The organism is Candidatus Blastococcus massiliensis AP3, assembly GCF_000582785.1.
Lineage (GTDB): Bacteria > Actinomycetota > Actinomycetes > Mycobacteriales > Geodermatophilaceae > Blastococcus > Blastococcus massiliensis.
Genome location: NZ_HG931175.1, coordinates 114,450 through 130,195, shown reverse-complemented (window position 1 = coordinate 130,195; position 15,746 = coordinate 114,450). Strand labels below are relative to the sequence as shown.

Here is a 15,746-nt window from a genome sequence, read left to right as displayed (position 1 = left end):
CACCCACCGCACGGGCCGACCTCCTCAGAGCGTGCAACGGGCGTCCACCGGCGGTGCCCCACCGAACCCAGAGCGGGACAGGATGGGTCACCAGGGCACCACTCCTGCGCCGTCGAAGCATCCGCCGGTTGGGCAGGGTTGCGAGTCGGATCGCGATCGCAGCGCCTTGTTCGAAAGGGCGGACCCCGCGGAACCGTTGAGTCGGTCGCGGTGACGCCGGGGCAAGCTGCGTGTCCCCACCGCGCGTCCGGCTGGCTCAGCCGTGGAGTCGGTGTTCGTGCCTTATCCGTGCCTTAAGCACCGGCCAAAGCTGGTGGTCAGCGGTCAACAGGGGTCGGCACCGTAAAGGCACGGAAGGAGCGGCACTGCCCGGCTGAGCTGCGTAAACGGGCATCCGAGCTGGTCAGGACGTGGAGCGGGTGACCGGGATCGAACCGGCATGGCCAGCTTGGAAGTCCGGGTATCTCACCGCGCTCCCTCATGTCCGCACTCTTCGTCGCGTCAACGAGGTCCGAGGCAAGGCGATCGACTTCGTCCGCGCGAGAACCATCCCTGGGTGGCCGTACCGGAGAAGGACTCGAGGAGCTCGGTAGGCCGCCCGTGAAGGTTGCACGGGCATTGGCGTTCCACCACGCGGTTGCGTCCTGACCGTCGTCCACAGCGTCGAAGCGTGTCCACAGATGCAAGCCGGTGCCGTTCGGCCGACTACACCTGGTTGTTCTGTGGTCATTACAAGTGGCTGCCCGCAGCAGTTATCCGGCTGACAGCGGGTTCGCGGGGTCGAAGATGGAGGTCTGCGATGGCGAAGCCACGGCGACGTCAGGCGGGCGAGGGCGGCATCAGCGAATACATGACCAAGGCTGGTCCCCGCTTTCTGATCAAGTTCACGGCCCAGCGGGCGGACGGGACGAAGCGCGTCGTCCTCAAACGCGGCTTCAAGACCAGGAAGGACGCCGCGGTGGCTCTGCGGGCGGAGATCCGCAAGACCGAAGTAGGGGAGTGGGTCGAGCCGTCGAAGCAGCGTCTCGACGCCTACCTCGCCGAGTGGATCCAGGGCCAACGGCTCGGCCCGGCCACGCTCGCCTCCTACCGGAAGAACATCCGGCTGCACATCGATCCGTACCTCGGCGCTCAGCCCGTCGCCCGGCTCACCGGTCCAGCGGTGGACGTATGGATGCGCAGACTGGAGGAATCCGGCCGCGCGGACGGCCAAGGCGGTCTCTCCGCCCGAACGGTGCGCTACGTGTACACCATCCTGCGGTCGGCGCTGGGTGACGCGGTCACACAGGGACGGCTCTCGGTCAACCCGACCGACCGGTCGACACCGCCGAGCCCATCGGAGGCGCGTCCTCCGGAGATGCAGGCGTGGACCGCGGCCGAGCTTGGCCGGTTCCTCAGCTGGGCGGAGGCCTATGACGAGGACCTCGCCATAGGCTGGCGGCTGCTAGCGGCCACCGGGATGCGCCGCGGAGAAGCGCTGGCCCTGCGCTGGCGCGACATCGACTTGGACGCCGGCCGCCTCGCCATCCGCCGCAGCGTCGGCGTCGTGAAGACCAAGGGCGCCGGCGAGCGCTTGGTCGAGGGCCCCACCAAGACGGGCCGGTCACGCGTTGTCGACCTGGACTCCGGCACCGTGGCCGCGCTTCGTGCCTACCGGGCCGCTCGCGGACTGTTGGCGCTCGATCTCGTGCGCGACTCGGCGCTCGTGCTCAGCAACTTCGACGGCACCCATCGGCACCCTGAGCGGTTCTCCCGCCACTTCGCCGGCCATATCGCGCGGGCGCGTCGAGCGCTGGGGGAGGAGCGGCTGCCGGTGATCCGGCTGCACGACCTCCGCCACACCCACGCCACGCTCCTGCTGGCCGACGGCGTGCCGGTCAAGGTCGTCTCAGAGCGCTTGGGCCACGCGAGCGCCACGATCACGCTGACCGTCTACCAGCACGTGCACCCCGGCATGGGTCGCGAGGCGGCCGACCGCTTCGCTGCCCTGCTCGAAGGGTGATCCGGTGCGCGAAGTATCACGCGGGTATCACGAGGCCCTAGGAGGCCGTTCCAGCAGAACGCCCCGGGCTCCTGACGTGCAGGAACACCGGGGCGATGTTGTGTCCGAGGGGGGACTTGAACCCCCACGCCCGATAAAGGGCACTAGCACCTCAAGCTAGCGCGTCTGCCATTCCGCCACCCGGACGAGTGCGGGGCAAGACTACCCGAGCCCGCGGGGCCGATCACGCACCCCCCGACGCCGTCGTCGGCCGGGTTCTGCCGCGCCCGCTGGCGCGCGGAGAAGGCGGCTCTAGGCTCGACGGGTGGACAGCAACCCGCAGGTGACGGCACAGGACGAGGTCGCCGAACTGCTCTCCGACCTGATCCGGATCGACACGACGAACACCGGCGACACGGCCACGAGCGCGGGGGAGCGGGTCGCCGCGGAGTGGGTGGCGGGCAAGCTCGACGAGGTCGGCATCGGGTCGCAGATCGTCGAGTCCGAGCGCGGCCGGGCCAGCCTCGTCGCCCGCATCCCCGGCGCCGACCGCAGCCGCCCCGCGCTGCTCGTGCACGGCCACCTCGACGTCGTCCCCGCCGACCCCTCCGAGTGGAGCGTCCACCCCTTCTCCGGCGAGGAGCGCGACGGCTACATCTGGGGCCGGGGCGCGGTGGACATGAAGGACATGGACGCCATGGTCCTGGCTCTCGTGCGGGAGTGGGCCCGCACGGGCGTGCAGCCGCCGCGCGACATCGTGCTGGCGTACGTCGCCGACGAGGAGGCAGGCGGCAAGCTCGGCGCGCACTTCCTCGTCGACCAGCACCCCGACCTCCTCGAGGGCTGCACCGAGGCGATCAGCGAGGTCGGCGGCTTCAGCATCACCGTCCGCGACGACCTGCGGCTCTACCTCGTGCAGACGGCGGAGAAGGGCCTGGCCTGGATGCGCCTGACCGCCGGTGGCAAGCCGGGGCACGGCTCGTTCGTCCACGACGACAACGCGGTCACGCGGCTGTGCGAGGCCGTCGCCCGGCTCGGGTCGCACCGCTTCCCGCTCACCCTGACCTCGCCGATGCGGGAGTTCCTGGCCGCGGTCGAGGACGCCTACGGCATCGAGCTGGACCCGGCCGAGCCGGAGCAGGCCCTGGCCCGGCTGGGCAGCATCAGCCGGATGATCGGGGCCGCCCTGCGCAACACGGCCAATCCCACGATGCTCGACGCCGGCTACAAGGCCAACGTCATCCCGGGCACCGCCAGCGCGACGGTCGACGGCCGGTTCCTCTACGGCCAGGAGGAGGAGTTCGAGCGCCAGCTGGCCGCCCTGGTCGGCGAGGGGATCCAGCGGGAGTGGCTGGTCCACGACCAGGCGGTGGAGACGACGTTCGACGGGCCGCTGGTCGACTCGATGGTCGCCGCTCTCAAGGCCGAGGACGACGGCGCGCGCCCCGTGCCCTTCACGATGAGCGGCGGCACCGACGCCAAGAGCTTCCAGCGCCTGGGCATGCGCTGCTTCGGCTTCTCGCCGCTGCGGCTGCCCGCGGACCTCGACTTCGCCTCGCTCTTCCACGGCATCGACGAGCGGGTGCCGGTCGAGTCGCTGACGTTCGGCGTCCGCGTGCTCGACCGGTTCCTGCGCAGCGCCTGAGCCGTGGTGTGATGCAGGGGTGACCTCCACCACTGCAGCTCCCCGTCCCGGCTCCGTCGCGCTCATCACCGGAGGGACCGGTGGCTTCGGCCGCGCCCTCGCCACGAAGCTGGAGGCGCTCGACGTCACCGCCGTCCTCGCCGACCTCGACAGCGAGCGCAACCGCGCCGTCGCCGAGGAGCTGGGCTGCCCCTTCGTCGCCCTCGACGTCACCGACCGCGCCGCCAACCAGGCCGTCGTCGACCAGGTGGAGGCCGAGCACGGCCGCCTGGACGCCACCTTCCTCAACGCCGGCATCGCCGGGAAGTCCCGCCAGTCCCTCGACGTCGACGAGTTCCTGCACGTCCTGGACGTGGACCTCCTCGGGGTCGTCTACGGCACCGAGGCCGCGCTGCCCGCCCTGCGCCGGGCCGGCGGCGGCTCGATCGTGGTGACGGCGTCGCTCGCGGGCCTGGCGCCCATGGCCACCGACCCCGGCTACGGCGTCGCCAAGGCCGGCGCGATCGCCTTCGTCCGCTCCATGGCCCCGCGGCTCATCGGTGAGAACATCGAGGTCACCGCGATCTGCCCGGGCTTCGCCGACACCGCGATCATCGACGGCATCCGCGAGACGTTCCAGCAGGCCGGCTTCCCGGTGCTCAGCGCCGAGGAGGTCGCCGACGCGATGCTCGCGGCCTGGACGTCGGGGGAGCCGGGCGCCGCCTACGTCATCCAGCCGGGCCTGGGCGCGATCCCGTACAAGTTCAAGGGCGTGCCCTCGGCGAAGACCACCAGCGGCGAGACCGCCGCCGTCCCCGGAGCCCTGCGGCCGGGCGCGGCGAGCTGACCGTGCGGCACCGCATCAGCACCGAGATCGACATCGAGGCGCCCCCGGGGTCCGTGTGGGCGGTGCTGACCGACCTGCCCGGCTACGCCGAGTGGAACCCCTTCATCCCGTCCGCCTCCGGCGCCGTCGCGCCGGGGGAGCGGCTCACCCTGCGACTGCAGCCCCCCGGTGGCCGCGCGCTGCCGATCAAGCCGACGGTCACGGAAGCGACGGAGGGCGCCGTCCTCGAATGGCTCGGGCACCTCGGGGTCGCCGGCATCTTCGACGGCCGGCACCGCTTCGAGCTGCACCCCACCGGGCAGGGCACCCGCCTCGTGCAGAGCGAGGACTTCAGCGGGGTGCTCGTGCGGCCGCTCCGCGGTTTCCTCGACGGCGGCACGCTGGCCGGGTTCCGCGCGATGAACGACGCCCTTCGGCAGCGGGTGCTCGAGTCCCGCGCCTGATCAGGCGGCGTCGTCCTGGGAGCAGGCGAAGAGGAAGGCCGGCGGGACGTTCCACGGCGTGATCCGCCAGCGCACCGAACGGAACCGGCGGCGGAGCTCGCCCAGCATCAGCGGCGAGTACTGGATCATCACCATGACGCCCTGCGGTGCGAGCAGGCCCGGGAGCGCGTCCAGGATCCGCTTCCGCAGCTTGCCGTCGAGCGAGGTGAAGGGGATCGCGGAGACGAGCACGTCGGCCCGCTGCCCGTCCAGGTAGGCATCCACCTTCTCGGCCGAGTCGGTCACGACCAGCAGCCGGTCGTCCCCGGCGTAGCGCTCCCGCAGCAGCGAGGACAGCTTGGAGTCGATCTCCACGGCCACCAGCCGGGCGTCCGGCTTCAGCCGGGCCAGGATCTCGCCGGTCTGCACGCCGGTGCCGGCCCCGAGCTCCACGACCAGGTCGGCGGCGGGGACGTCGGCCAGGTCGAGCATGTCGCGCACGGCGCTGCGGGACGTGGGCAGGACCGCGCCCATCTGGCGCGGATGCGCGACGAAGGCGGCGAAGAATCGCAGCGGGTCCGTCAGGTGCTGTCTCATGCGGTCCTCACCGTTCGGGCCGGGCGTCGTCGCCAGCACCTTGTCACGACCCCCGGCGGTCAGCGAACGCTGGTCAGGGGCAGGTGACGGTCGTCACCCCGCATCTGGCAGGGTCGGGGACATGCGCGCATGGCGGGTCCACGAGCTCGGCGATCCTGCGGACGTCATGAGCTTCGACGAGGTCGAGACGCCCACCCCCGGCGACGGGCAGGTCCTGGTGAAGGTCCGGGCGGCCGCGCTCAACTTCCCCGACGTGCTCATGGCGCAGGGCAAGTACCAGGAGCGGCCACCGCTGCCGTTCACCCCGGGCGTGGAGCTGTGCGGCGAGGTCGTCGGCACCGGCCAGCGGGTGATCGGCTCGCCGTCGGGCGGCCCCGGCGCCTTCGCGGAGTACGCCCTCATGGATGCCGCCTCCGCCTATCCCGCGCCCGAGGAACTCTCCGACGAGAAGGCCGCGTCGCTGTACCTCACCTACTCGACGGGTCACGTCGGCCTGCACCGCCGTGCCCACCTGCAGGCGGGAGAGTGGCTGCTCGTGCACGCGGGCGCGGGCGGCGTGGGCTCGGCCGCCATCCAGCTGGGCAAGGCCGCCGGCGCGCGGGTGATCGCGACCGCGGGCGGGCCGGACAAGACGGAGGTCTGCCGGCAGCTCGGGGCCGATCAGGTCATCGACTACACGGCCGAGGACTTCGTCCCGCTCGTCAAGGAGATCACCGGCGGGCACGGCGCCGACGTCGTCTACGACCCGGTCGGCGGCGACGTGTTCGACAAGTCGCGCAGGTGCATCGCGTTCGAGGGGCGACTGCTGGTCGTGGGCTTCACCAGCGGCCGGCTGCCGGACGCGCCGGCCAACCACGTGCTGGTGAAGAACTACAGCGTCGTCGGCCTGCACTGGGGGCTGTACCGCAAGCACGAGCCGGCGCTGTTCTGGCGCACGCACGAGGAGCTCCTGCGACTGGTCGCCGAGGGGCACATCGACCCGCTGGTGGGCGACGTGCTCCCGCTGGACCAGGCGCCGCAGGCGCTGGCCCGGCTCGCCGACCGCGGCACCGTCGGCAAGGTCGTCCTCGTTCCCTGAAAGAGGACCCCCTCGCCCCCACCGCTCGCACGCTCGCGGCGGGACCCTGCGAGGGCCTAGACGACCGGGCCGGGCAGGTAGGAGAGGCGCGAGCGGCGTCGCAGGACCACCTTGCGGGTGCCGTCGGCGTGCAGTTGCAGCCGAGCGAGCTCCCAGCCGCCGACGTCGGCCTGAAGACTCAGCATGGTCGCCGCCGCGGACCGGGACGTGCCCGGCGGGATCCGCAGCGGCGCGAACTCGTAATCCGCGGCCGCCTCCATCAGCCCGATTGTGCCTGCCCGTCGCCGCTCGGTCACGCGATCGACCCACGGCTTCCACCGCCGGCCTGCCGGACCGGCGCGGGGACGGCAGGATGGGAACCGGACCCGACCGCATCCCGAGGGAGGACGACGTGACCGATCCCGGTACTGCGAACGACGCCGACCGCGCGGAGCAGGAGGCGCTGCTCGTCCCACCGGCGGTGACCGTGGCCGGCGACGCCGCGACGCCCGGCGACGGTGTGCCGGAGGCCGACGCCCTCGAGCAGCAGCTGTCCGCGCGGCCGGGGGAGGCGGGTAGCCCCCTGCGGCCCGTCGGCGATCGCGAGGCGAACGAGGCGGACCTCCTCGAGCAGGAGGCCGACGTCCCTCCGGACGAGGACGACATCCCCGGCTGAGAGCACCGGGTGCACCCCGCGGACGACCGAGCTCCAGGGGTCGTGACACGGCGTGTCCGGCCGGCGCAGCGGTGTGACGATCGGGTTACAGGTACTTATCGATTGCCCGTTCGGCGGGGTTCCGGGCAGTGAACCGCCGGTAGGTTGGCTCGTCGGATAACGGCACGACGCGGTCCGACCGCGCCGTGCGACGGGCGTGCCTCGACCAGCGAGGCCGGCCGGGTATGGGTGGAAGGCGGTCCGTTCGTCGTTCCACCGGGCAGCGCGGAGAGAGCCCACCCGGCACACCGGCTCCGTCGAGCGAACGGCCGACGGAACCCAGGCGAGAGGGACATGTGACCGCACTACGAGTCGAGGGCCTCTTCAAGGTCTTCGGAAGGACCCCGGGCGACGCGGTGGAGCGACTGCGCGCCGGTGCCTCCGCGGACGAGATCCGTGCCTCGGGAGCCACCCCCGCGGTGATCGACGTCGACCTGCGGGTGGAGCCCGGTGAGATCTTCGTCGTCATGGGGCTGTCGGGCTCGGGCAAGTCGACCCTCATCCGCATGCTCAACGGCCTGCTCGAGCCGACGGCGGGCACCGTCCACGTCGGTGACGACGAGATCACCGCACTCAGGGGCAAGCGCCTCCGCGACGTCCGTCAGCGCCGCATCAGCATGGTCTTCCAGCACTTCGCCCTCCTGCCGCACCGCAGCGTGGCGGACAACGCCGCCTACGCCCTCGAGGTGCGCGGGGTCGACCGGCGGACCCGGCTGGCCGCCGCTCGCGAGGCCCTGGAGATGGTCGGGCTCGCCGGTCAGGGCGACAAGCGCCCCGACCAGCTCTCCGGTGGCATGCAGCAGCGGGTCGGCCTGGCCCGGGCGCTCGCCTCGGAGGCCGACGTGCTGCTCATGGACGAGGCGTTCAGCGCCCTCGACCCGCTGATCCGCAGGGAGATGCAGGACCAGCTGCTGGAGCTGCAGGCCCGGCTGGGCAAGACGATCGTCTTCATCACCCACGACCTCAACGAGGCCATGCGCCTGGGCGACCGGATCGCGATCATGCGGGACGGCCGGATCGTGCGTCTCGGCACGCCCGAGTCGATCCTCGCCAACCCCGGCGACGAGTACGTCGAGCGGTTCCTCGCCGACGTCGACCGCTCGCGGGTGTTCGCCGTGGGCGACGTCATGGTGCCGGTGACGACGGTGCCCGCTGATCTCGCCCCGCCGGCCGCCCTGGCCACGCTGCGCGAGCGAAACCTCACGGCACTCGTCGTCGTGGACCGGGACGGCCGCCTCGTCGGCGTGGCCACCGGCGCCGACCTCATGACCTCCTCCGGCGACGTCGCCGCCGCGGTCCGCCCGCCGGCCGCCCGCGTCACCCCGACGACGTCGCTGGCCGACGTGCTGGCCCCGGCCGGCGCGAGCGACGCGCCCGTGATCGTCGTGGACGACGCGGGGCGCCCCTGCGGGCTGGTCGACTCCCGGGCCGTCCTCGCCGCGCTGGCCGGCACGCCGTCCGACGGCCGCGCTCCCGCCGGGTCCGTCGGTGACCGCGCCGACCAGCTGGAGGGCTCCCGTGGCTGAGCCGACCACGCTGCTCGCCGTCGACGAGGGCCCCCTTCCCCGCATCCCGGTGGGGGACTGGGCCGACTCCGCCATCGACTGGCTGAAGGACAACCTCGACCCGGTCTTCGACGCCATCAGCTCCGGCACCGAGAGCGCTGTCGACGGCGTCACCGACGCTCTGCTGGTGCTGCCGCCGCTGCTGTTCGCCGCGCTCCTCGCGGTGCTGGCGCTGTTCGTCCGCTCGGTCGTCTTCGCCGTGGGGTCGCTGGCCGGCCTGCTGCTGATCCAGAGCATGGAGCTCTGGGAGCAGGCGATGGACACCCTCGCCCTGGTGCTGTTCGCCACGGTGGTGTCGGTGGTCATCGCGATCCCCGTCGGCATCGCGGCGGCGAAGAGCTCGCGGGTCAGCGCTGCCGTCCGCCCGGTCCTCGACCTCATGCAGACGATGCCGGCGTTCGTGTACCTGATCCCCGCGGTGACCTTCTTCAGCATCGGACTGGTCCCCGGCGTCGTCACCACGATCATCTTCGCGCTGCCGCCGGGTGTCCGGCTGACCGAGCTCGGCATCCGCCAGGTGGACCGGGAGACGGTCGAGGCGGGGCATGCGTTCGGCAGCTCGCCGTGGCAGATCCTGCGCGGCATCGAGCTGCCTCTGGCGCGGCCGACGATCATGGCCGGCGTCAACCAGGTGATCATGCTCGCGCTGTCCATGGCCGTCATCGCCGGCCTCATCGGAGCGCCCGGCCTGGGCCAGGTCGTCGTCACCAGCATCTCCCGGCTCAACCTCGGGCTGGGGTTCGAGGCGGGACTGTCCGTGGTGATCCTGGCGATCTTCCTGGACCGGCTGACCGCCTCCTTCGGCGAGCGGAAGGGCACCGGCGGCTGGCGGTCGGCGCTCGTCCGCCGGCGGACCGCGCCGGCGGTGGGCACCCCGGTCGCCGCCTCCCCGGACGCAGCCGAGCCGGGCCGGATCCCCGCGGGGACCGGCAGCTGATCAGCACGTCACCGAGCGGACGCCGTAGGGCGCCCGCCGGTCGAACACGTACGACGGTCCGCACCGACGCGGGCCGACACGACGAGAGGAGCACGACATGACGGGGCAGCGAAAGCGCCGCAGCATGAAGGTGGCGGCCGGTCTGGCCGCCGTCGCCCTGACGGCCACGGCCTGCGGCGGTGACGACGGAGGCGACGACACCAACGCCTCCGGGAACGGCGGCAGCAGCAGCAGCTGCGAGTCGGTCGCCCTCGGGTTCATCCCCTCCTGGACCGACGGCCTGAGCATGGCCTACCTGTGGCAGAACGTCCTCGAGGACAAGGGCTACGAGGTCGAGTTCGAGGAGATCGCCGACGCGGCGCCGCTGTACGCGGGCCTGGCCGGTGGCGACGTCGACGTCTACCCCTCGGCCTGGTCGGAGGCGACCCACGCCGACTACATGGAGGAGTACGGCGACGACATCGAGGACCTCGGTGCCTGGTACGGCAGCGCCCGGCTGACCTTCGCCGTGCCCGAGTACGTCGACATCGAGTCGATCGCCGACCTGGCCGACAACGCCGACCGCTTCGACGGACGGATCGTCGGCATCGAGCCCGGCGCGGGCCTGACCCGCATCACCAAGGAGGACGTGATGCCGACCTACGGCCTCACCGACTCCTACCAGCTGGTCGAGTCCTCCACCACCGCGATGCTGACCGAGCTGCAGGCCGCCGTGGACGCGGAGGAGGACATCGTCGTCACCCTGTGGCGTCCGTTCTGGGCCAACAGCGAGTTCCCGATCAAGGACCTCGAGGACCCGGAGGGCGCGCTCGGCGAGGCCGAGGGCCTGCACACCCTGGCCCGCACCGGCTTCGGCGACGACTGCTCCGAGGTCGCCGAGCTGATGGAGGGCTTCGAGCTCACCGACGACCAGTACGGGAGCCTCGAGAACCTCGTCGTCAACGAGTACGGCGAGGGCCAGTACGAGGAGGCCGTCGAGGCCTTCTTCGAGGAGAACCCGGATGTCGAGGAGTCCCTGAAGGGCTGACCTCGCTCCTCCGCACCGCGCGCGGGCGCGGTCCCTGCCTCCGGGCGGGGGCCGCGCCCGTCGCGTTCGCGCCGCGAGATCTGCACACTCGCCCCCATCGGCGTCCTGAAGACGACCAGTGTGCAGATCTCGTCGAAGAGGTGTCAGTCGGCGAGGTCGGCGGCGTACTCGGCCAGCAGTGCGGCCAGCCGCGTGCGCCGCGGCCGGACGTCGACCTCGCGCACCGCGCGGACCAGCGCCGAGCCGGTGGCATGCACGATCGACAGGTGCCGCTGCGCCCGCGTGAGCGCGGTGTAGACCAGCGGCCGCGACAGCATGCCGCCGGCCTCGGGCGGCAGCACGACGACGACGCCCGGCCACTCCGAGCCCTGCGCCCGGTGCACGGTGATCGCCCAGCCGTGCCGCAGGTCCGACAGCGCGGTGCCGGTCACCGTGACCGGTCCGGACGAGAAGTCGATGCCCAGCGAGCCGTCGCCGGCCTTCGTCACCGTGCCGACCTCGCCGTTGGCGAAGCCGATCGGCTCGAGGTCGAGGTGGTTCGCGGTGGCGACGACGCGGTCGCCGACGTCGAAACCGAACACCGTGCCCTCGCCGGGGTTGAGCGCGGCCTTGAGCGCCTTGTTCAGTTCGATCGTGCCGGCCGGCCCGCGGTGCACCGGCGTGACCACCTGCACCGCGCCCGGATCGATGCCCAGCGCGCGCGGGATGGAGTCGGTGACGAGCTGGACGACCCGCCGGGCGGCCTCGGCCGAGCCGGTCGCCGGCACGATCACCACCTCGCGGTCGGGTGAGTCGACCGGTGGGAGCTCACCGCCGCGCACCCCGGTCGCCAGCCGTGCGATGGCGCCGCCCTCGGCCTGCCGGTACAGCGTGGTCAGCTCGGTGACCGGCACGGCGCCCGAGTCGATGAGGTCGCCCAGCACGTGGCCGGGACCGATCGAGGGCAGCTGGGCCGGATCGCCCACCAGCAGCAGGTGGGTGCCGTCCGGGCAGGCCTCGAGCAGCGCGGCGGTGAGCTCGACGTCGAGCATCGAGGCCTCGTCGACGACGACGACGTCGGCGTCCAGGGGCCACTCCTCGTTGCGCGCGAACCCGCCGGTCATGCCCTGCGCGCCGAGCAGCCGGTGCACGGTCACCGCGGGGTGGTCGGTGAGCTCCTCCAGCCGCTTCGCCGCCCGGCCGGTGGGCGCCGCCAGCGCCACCTCGGTCCCCTTGGTGCGGAGCAGCTTGACGACGGCGGCGACCGTGCGACTCTTGCCGGTGCCGGGTCCGCCGGTCAGCAGGCTCACCCCGGCGCCCAGGACCTGCGCCACCGCCCGCTTCTGGGCGTCGTCGAGCCCCTTGGCCACCGCGCGCACCGACGCGGGGTCGGCGATCCGCCCCGCGGCCGCGGCCAGCCGGGCGATGTTCTCGGCGACGGCCTCCTCGGCCATGCCGTAGCGGGCCAGCGAGAGGGCGCGCAGCGCCGGGTCCGGCTCCGCGTCCGAGTCCTCCCGCTCCGGCGGCTCGTGCTCGAGGACCTCGCCGGACTCGACCGCGGCCACGACGGCCGACGCCGGATCGGTGATGCCCTCGGCCTGCAGTGCGGCGACGACGAGGTCGGCGGGGAGCACCGTGTGCCCGTCGCGGGTCGCCGTCCGCAGGGTGAGCCCGACGATCGCACGGCCGCGGCGGCCGTCCTGCCGGTCGGCGCCCTTGAGGACGGCGATCGCGAGCCGGTCGGCGTCGCCGAGCGACACCCCGGGCAGGCTCAGCAGCGCCCACGGGTCGTCCCGCAGCCGCCGGGCGGCGTCGGGCCCCAGCGTGTCGGCGACGCCGGCGGCGAGCTTGGCCTGCAGCCCCGCGGCGACCAGCAGCTCGACGACCTCGTAGGTGGGCTGGGCGGCGAGGAAGCTGGAGAAGAGCCGCTCGGCGCGCTGCCGTCCCACGCGGGGCAGCTTCAGCAGCCGGTCGGCGGTGACGTCGTCGGGGGCGGTGATGTTCACGCCCGGCAGCTCCGCCGCCGTCCGCCGTCCCAGGCCCGGCCACAGACCCGCCGCGCAGAAGGCGGCGAAGACCGGGTCGCCGCCCGGCACCGGCACGGGTGCCGCCGTCATCGGTCCGCCCTGCGCTCGGGATAGCCGGAGGCGGGAACGGACACGTCCTCCAGCGCGGTGCGGATCGCCGCGGGCAGCCGGACGCCGTCGGCGTCCAGCGAGGCCTGCAGCTGCTGCGCGGTCCGCGCGCCCACGACCGGCGCCACGACGCCGGGGCGGTCGCGCACCCAGGCCAGTGCCACGCCCAGCGGGCTGGTGCCGAGCCCCTCGGCGGCGGTGATGACCGCCTCGACGATGCGGTCGGAGGTGGGGGAGCGCAGCCCGTCGATGAACGCCTGCCACTGCGGGGAGGCGCCGCGGGACTCCGAGGGCGTGCTGTGCCGGTACTTGCCGGTGAGGATGCCGCGGCCGAGCGGCGACCAGGCCAGCACGCCCAGGCCCAGCGCCTCGGCGGCCGGCACGACCTCGCGCTCCACGCCGCGCTGCAGCAGGGAGTACTCGACCTGGGTGCTCACGATCGGCGTGCGGCCGGGCCAGGCGCGCTGCCAGGTGGCGGCCTGGGCGGTCTGCCAGCCGGAGAAGTTGCTGACGCCGATGTAGCGGGCCCGGCCGGAGGAGACGGCGAGGTCGCAGGCGGCCAGGGTCTCCTCGATCGGGGTGGCATCGTCCCAGGCGTGCACCTGCCACAGGTCGACGTGGTCGAGGCCCAGCCGTTCCAGGGACGCGTCGAGAGCGGCGAGCAGGTGCCCGCGGGAGGCGCCGCGGCCCATCGGGCCCTTGCCGGTGCGGCCGGAGGCCTTGGTGGAGACGAGGACGTCGGAGCGCGGCACGACGTCGGCGAGCAGGTGGCCCAGGATGCGCTCGCTGTCCCCGTCGCAGTAGACGTCCGCGGTGTCCACGAGCGTCCCGCCGGCGTCGACGAACGCCGTGAGCTGCATCGCGGCCTCGTCCTCGTCGGTGTCGCGGCCCCAGGTCATCGTGCCCAGCGCCAGCCTGCTGACGACCAGACCGCTGCGCCCGAGTGCCCGTTGTTCCACGACCGGCCAACCTACCGGCGCCGGGGGACTGCCACGCGTGAGCATGCGCCGCCTCGGAGCGGCGCGGCGGAACCCGTCGGCGCCTCCGCCTAGGGTGACCGCTCGTGCCCGTCGTGGGCGGCTGACCGTGGTTCCCCGGTGGGAGAGGAAGAGATGGGCTGGTTCGAAGCGGTCGTCCTGGGAGTGGTCCAGGGGCTGACCGAGTTCCTGCCGATCTCCTCCAGCGCCCACCTGCGTGTCGTGGGGGAGGCCTTCGGCTGGCAGGACCCCGGCGCGGCCTTCACCGCCATCACCCAGATCGGCACCGAGGCCGCCGTCCTCCTGTACTTCCGGAAGGACATCTGGCGGATCGTCACCGCCTGGGTGGCGTCGCTCGGCGGCCGCCGGAAGGGCGACCCCGACGCCCGCATGGGCTGGCTGATCATCATCGGCAGCCTGCCGATCGTGATCCTCGGGCTGCTGTTCCAGGACTCCATCGAGACGACGCTCCGCGACCTGCGCATCGTGGCGACGACGCTCATCGTGTTCGCGCTGATCCTCTACTGGGCCGACCGGGTGGGCGCCAAGCAGCGGCAGCTCGCCGACCTCACCGTGCCGCACGGCCTCGGCTACGGCTTCGCCCAGGCCCTGGCGCTGATCCCCGGCGTCTCCCGCTCCGGCGGCACCATCACGATGGGGCTCTTCCTCGGCTACTCCCGCTCGGCGGCGGCGCGGTACTCCTTCCTGCTCGCCATCCCCGCCGTCCTGGGCTCGGGGTTCTTCCAGGCCTACGAGGCGCTGACCGGCGACGTCGAGGGCGAGTCGATCTCGTGGGGGCCGACGATCCTGGCCACCGTCATCGCCTTCGGCGTGGGGCTGACCGTCATCGCCTGGCTGCTGCGCTACCTGGACCGGGGCAGCTTCACGCCGTTCGTCGTCTACCGGATCGCGCTCGGCACGCTGCTGCTCGTGCTGGTCTGGACCGGTGTCCTCGACCCGGTGGGCACCATCGAGGTCAGCCCCTCGCCGGCGCCGCGCTGAGCGGCGCCACCGTAGGCTCCGCGGTCGTGCGACAGGACCCCCGAGCCCCCGACCGCTCGCGAGCTCGCGTCGGTGGAAGGACCCCCAGAAGGACCCCGCACGCTCGGGGCGAGCCTCGGGACGGGGCCTGACCGGGCCACCCGCATAGGCTGCGCCGGTGACCACGGTGATCCTGCTCCGGCACGGCCGGACGACGGCCAACGCCGGCGGGATCCTCGCCGGCTGGACCCCCGCTGTCCAGCTCGACGAGACGGGGCAGGCGCAGGTGCGCGCGCTGGGGGAGCGGCTGGCCACGGTGCCCCTGGCCGCCGTCGTGAGCAGCCCGCTGGAGCGCTGCGTGCAGACGGCCTCGGCGGTGCTGGAGGGCCGGGACCTGGAGCTGCGCACCGACGACCGGCTCGGCGAGGCCCGCTACGGCGACTGGACCGGCCGCGCGATCAAGGAGCTGGTCAAGGAGCCGCTGTGGAAGGTCGTGCAGCAGCACCCCTCGGCCGCGGTGTTCCCCGGCCCGGAGGGCGAGGGGCTGGCGCAGACGCAGACCAGGGCGGTGGCCGCGGTGCGCGCCTGGAACGCCCAGCTCGGACCCGACGCGGTGTGGCTGGCCTGCAGCCACGGCGACGTGATCAAGGCGATCCTCGCCGACGCGCTCGGCCTGCACCTGGACCAGTTCCAGCGGATCGTCGTCGACCCGGCGTCGATCTCGGTGGTCACCTACACCGACACCCGTCCGTTCGTCGTCCGGGTCAACGACTCCGGCGGGGACGTCGCGGCACTCATCCCTCCGCCGCGCAAGCGCCGGCGGAAGAAGGCGTCGTCGGACGCCGTCGTCGGCGGCGGGGCCGGCTCGGGGGCCTGAGCCCCCTGCGGGCGGTGTGGCCGGG

At 72.9% G+C, this 15,746-nt stretch carries 15 protein-coding genes and 1 tRNA gene; 11 read left to right on the top strand and 5 right to left on the bottom strand.

What is annotated here, in order from left to right:
* Positions 1-799 precede the first annotated feature (799 nt).
* Positions 800-2,002 carry a tyrosine-type recombinase/integrase gene (locus tag BN344_RS14805; RefSeq protein WP_051515974.1) on the top strand — a complete coding sequence of 401 codons (1,203 nt, stop codon included), beginning with the start codon at positions 800-802 and terminating at the stop codon, positions 2,000-2,002.
* Between the two features lie 101 nt (positions 2,003-2,103).
* Here BN344_RS14805 and BN344_RS14800 read toward each other — a convergent pair.
* A tRNA-Leu gene (locus BN344_RS14800) sits at positions 2,104-2,188 on the bottom strand.
* A gap of 118 nt (positions 2,189-2,306) precedes the next feature.
* Between BN344_RS14800 and BN344_RS14795 the strand changes: the two genes are divergently transcribed.
* Genes BN344_RS14795 through BN344_RS14785 form a run of 3 tightly spaced genes read left to right on the top strand, consistent with a single transcriptional unit; the run spans position 2,307 to position 4,895 of the window.
* A complete protein-coding gene (locus BN344_RS14795; RefSeq protein ID WP_040339383.1) occupies positions 2,307-3,626 on the top strand; it encodes a M20/M25/M40 family metallo-hydrolase in 1,320 nt (439 codons plus the stop codon).
* Between the two features lie 19 nt (positions 3,627-3,645).
* Positions 3,646-4,452, top strand: coding sequence for an SDR family oxidoreductase (locus BN344_RS14790; RefSeq protein ID WP_040339382.1), 807 nt, complete (start codon positions 3,646-3,648; stop codon positions 4,450-4,452).
* Positions 4,453-4,454: 2 nt separating this feature from the next.
* Positions 4,455-4,895 carry an SRPBCC domain-containing protein gene (locus tag BN344_RS14785; protein WP_040339381.1) on the top strand — a complete coding sequence of 147 codons (441 nt, stop codon included), beginning with the start codon at positions 4,455-4,457 and terminating at the stop codon, positions 4,893-4,895.
* Here BN344_RS14785 and BN344_RS14780 read toward each other — a convergent pair whose 3' ends face one another.
* Positions 4,896-5,471 carry a class I SAM-dependent methyltransferase gene (locus BN344_RS14780; RefSeq protein WP_040339943.1) on the bottom strand — a complete coding sequence of 192 codons (576 nt, stop codon included), beginning with the start codon at positions 5,469-5,471 and terminating at the stop codon, positions 4,896-4,898. It lies immediately after the preceding gene.
* A gap of 121 nt (positions 5,472-5,592) precedes the next feature.
* Between BN344_RS14780 and BN344_RS14775 the strand changes: the two genes are divergently transcribed.
* Positions 5,593-6,549, top strand: a complete 957-nt coding sequence (locus tag BN344_RS14775) for an NADPH:quinone oxidoreductase family protein (RefSeq protein WP_040339380.1) — start codon at positions 5,593-5,595, stop codon at positions 6,547-6,549.
* A gap of 56 nt (positions 6,550-6,605) precedes the next feature.
* Here the strand turns inward: BN344_RS14775 and BN344_RS14770 are convergent, their stop codons facing one another.
* The gene (locus tag BN344_RS14770; RefSeq protein WP_040339379.1) at positions 6,606-6,809 is read right to left on the bottom strand and encodes a DUF5703 family protein; all 204 of its coding nucleotides are present in this window, start codon (positions 6,807-6,809) and stop codon (positions 6,606-6,608) included.
* Positions 6,810-6,940: 131 nt separating this feature from the next.
* Between BN344_RS14770 and BN344_RS14765 the strand changes: the two genes are divergently transcribed.
* From BN344_RS14765 to BN344_RS14750, 4 genes are all read left to right on the top strand, one after another.
* On the top strand, positions 6,941-7,204 hold the full coding sequence (locus BN344_RS14765) for a hypothetical protein (protein WP_040339942.1): 264 nt from the start codon (positions 6,941-6,943) through the stop codon (positions 7,202-7,204).
* Between the two features lie 335 nt (positions 7,205-7,539).
* Entirely contained in the window at positions 7,540-8,769 is a 1,230-nt protein-coding gene (locus BN344_RS14760; RefSeq protein WP_051515973.1) for a quaternary amine ABC transporter ATP-binding protein, read from the top strand.
* Entirely contained in the window at positions 8,762-9,745 is a 984-nt protein-coding gene (locus tag BN344_RS14755) for an ABC transporter permease (protein WP_197022341.1), read from the top strand. The genes BN344_RS14760 and BN344_RS14755 overlap by 8 nt, the downstream gene beginning before the upstream one ends.
* Positions 9,746-9,842: 97 nt before the next feature.
* On the top strand, positions 9,843-10,772 hold the full coding sequence (locus BN344_RS14750; RefSeq protein ID WP_040339378.1) for a glycine betaine ABC transporter substrate-binding protein: 930 nt from the start codon (positions 9,843-9,845) through the stop codon (positions 10,770-10,772).
* Between the two features lie 143 nt (positions 10,773-10,915).
* Here BN344_RS14750 and BN344_RS14745 read toward each other — a convergent pair whose 3' ends face one another.
* A complete protein-coding gene (locus BN344_RS14745; protein WP_040339377.1) occupies positions 10,916-12,868 on the bottom strand; it encodes an AAA family ATPase in 1,953 nt (650 codons plus the stop codon).
* Positions 12,865-13,845 carry an aldo/keto reductase gene (locus BN344_RS14740; protein WP_040339376.1) on the bottom strand — a complete coding sequence of 327 codons (981 nt, stop codon included), beginning with the start codon at positions 13,843-13,845 and terminating at the stop codon, positions 12,865-12,867. Before BN344_RS14740 ends, BN344_RS14745 begins: the two co-directional genes overlap by 4 nt.
* A 138-nt stretch (positions 13,846-13,983) precedes the next feature.
* Between BN344_RS14740 and BN344_RS14735 the strand changes: the two genes are divergently transcribed.
* Positions 13,984-14,865, top strand: coding sequence for an undecaprenyl-diphosphate phosphatase (locus tag BN344_RS14735; RefSeq protein WP_231486891.1), 882 nt, complete (start codon positions 13,984-13,986; stop codon positions 14,863-14,865).
* 157 nt (positions 14,866-15,022) lie between these two features.
* Positions 15,023-15,721 carry a histidine phosphatase family protein gene (locus BN344_RS14730; RefSeq protein WP_040339374.1) on the top strand — a complete coding sequence of 233 codons (699 nt, stop codon included), beginning with the start codon at positions 15,023-15,025 and terminating at the stop codon, positions 15,719-15,721.
* The last annotated feature ends 25 nt before the right edge of the window (positions 15,722-15,746 follow it).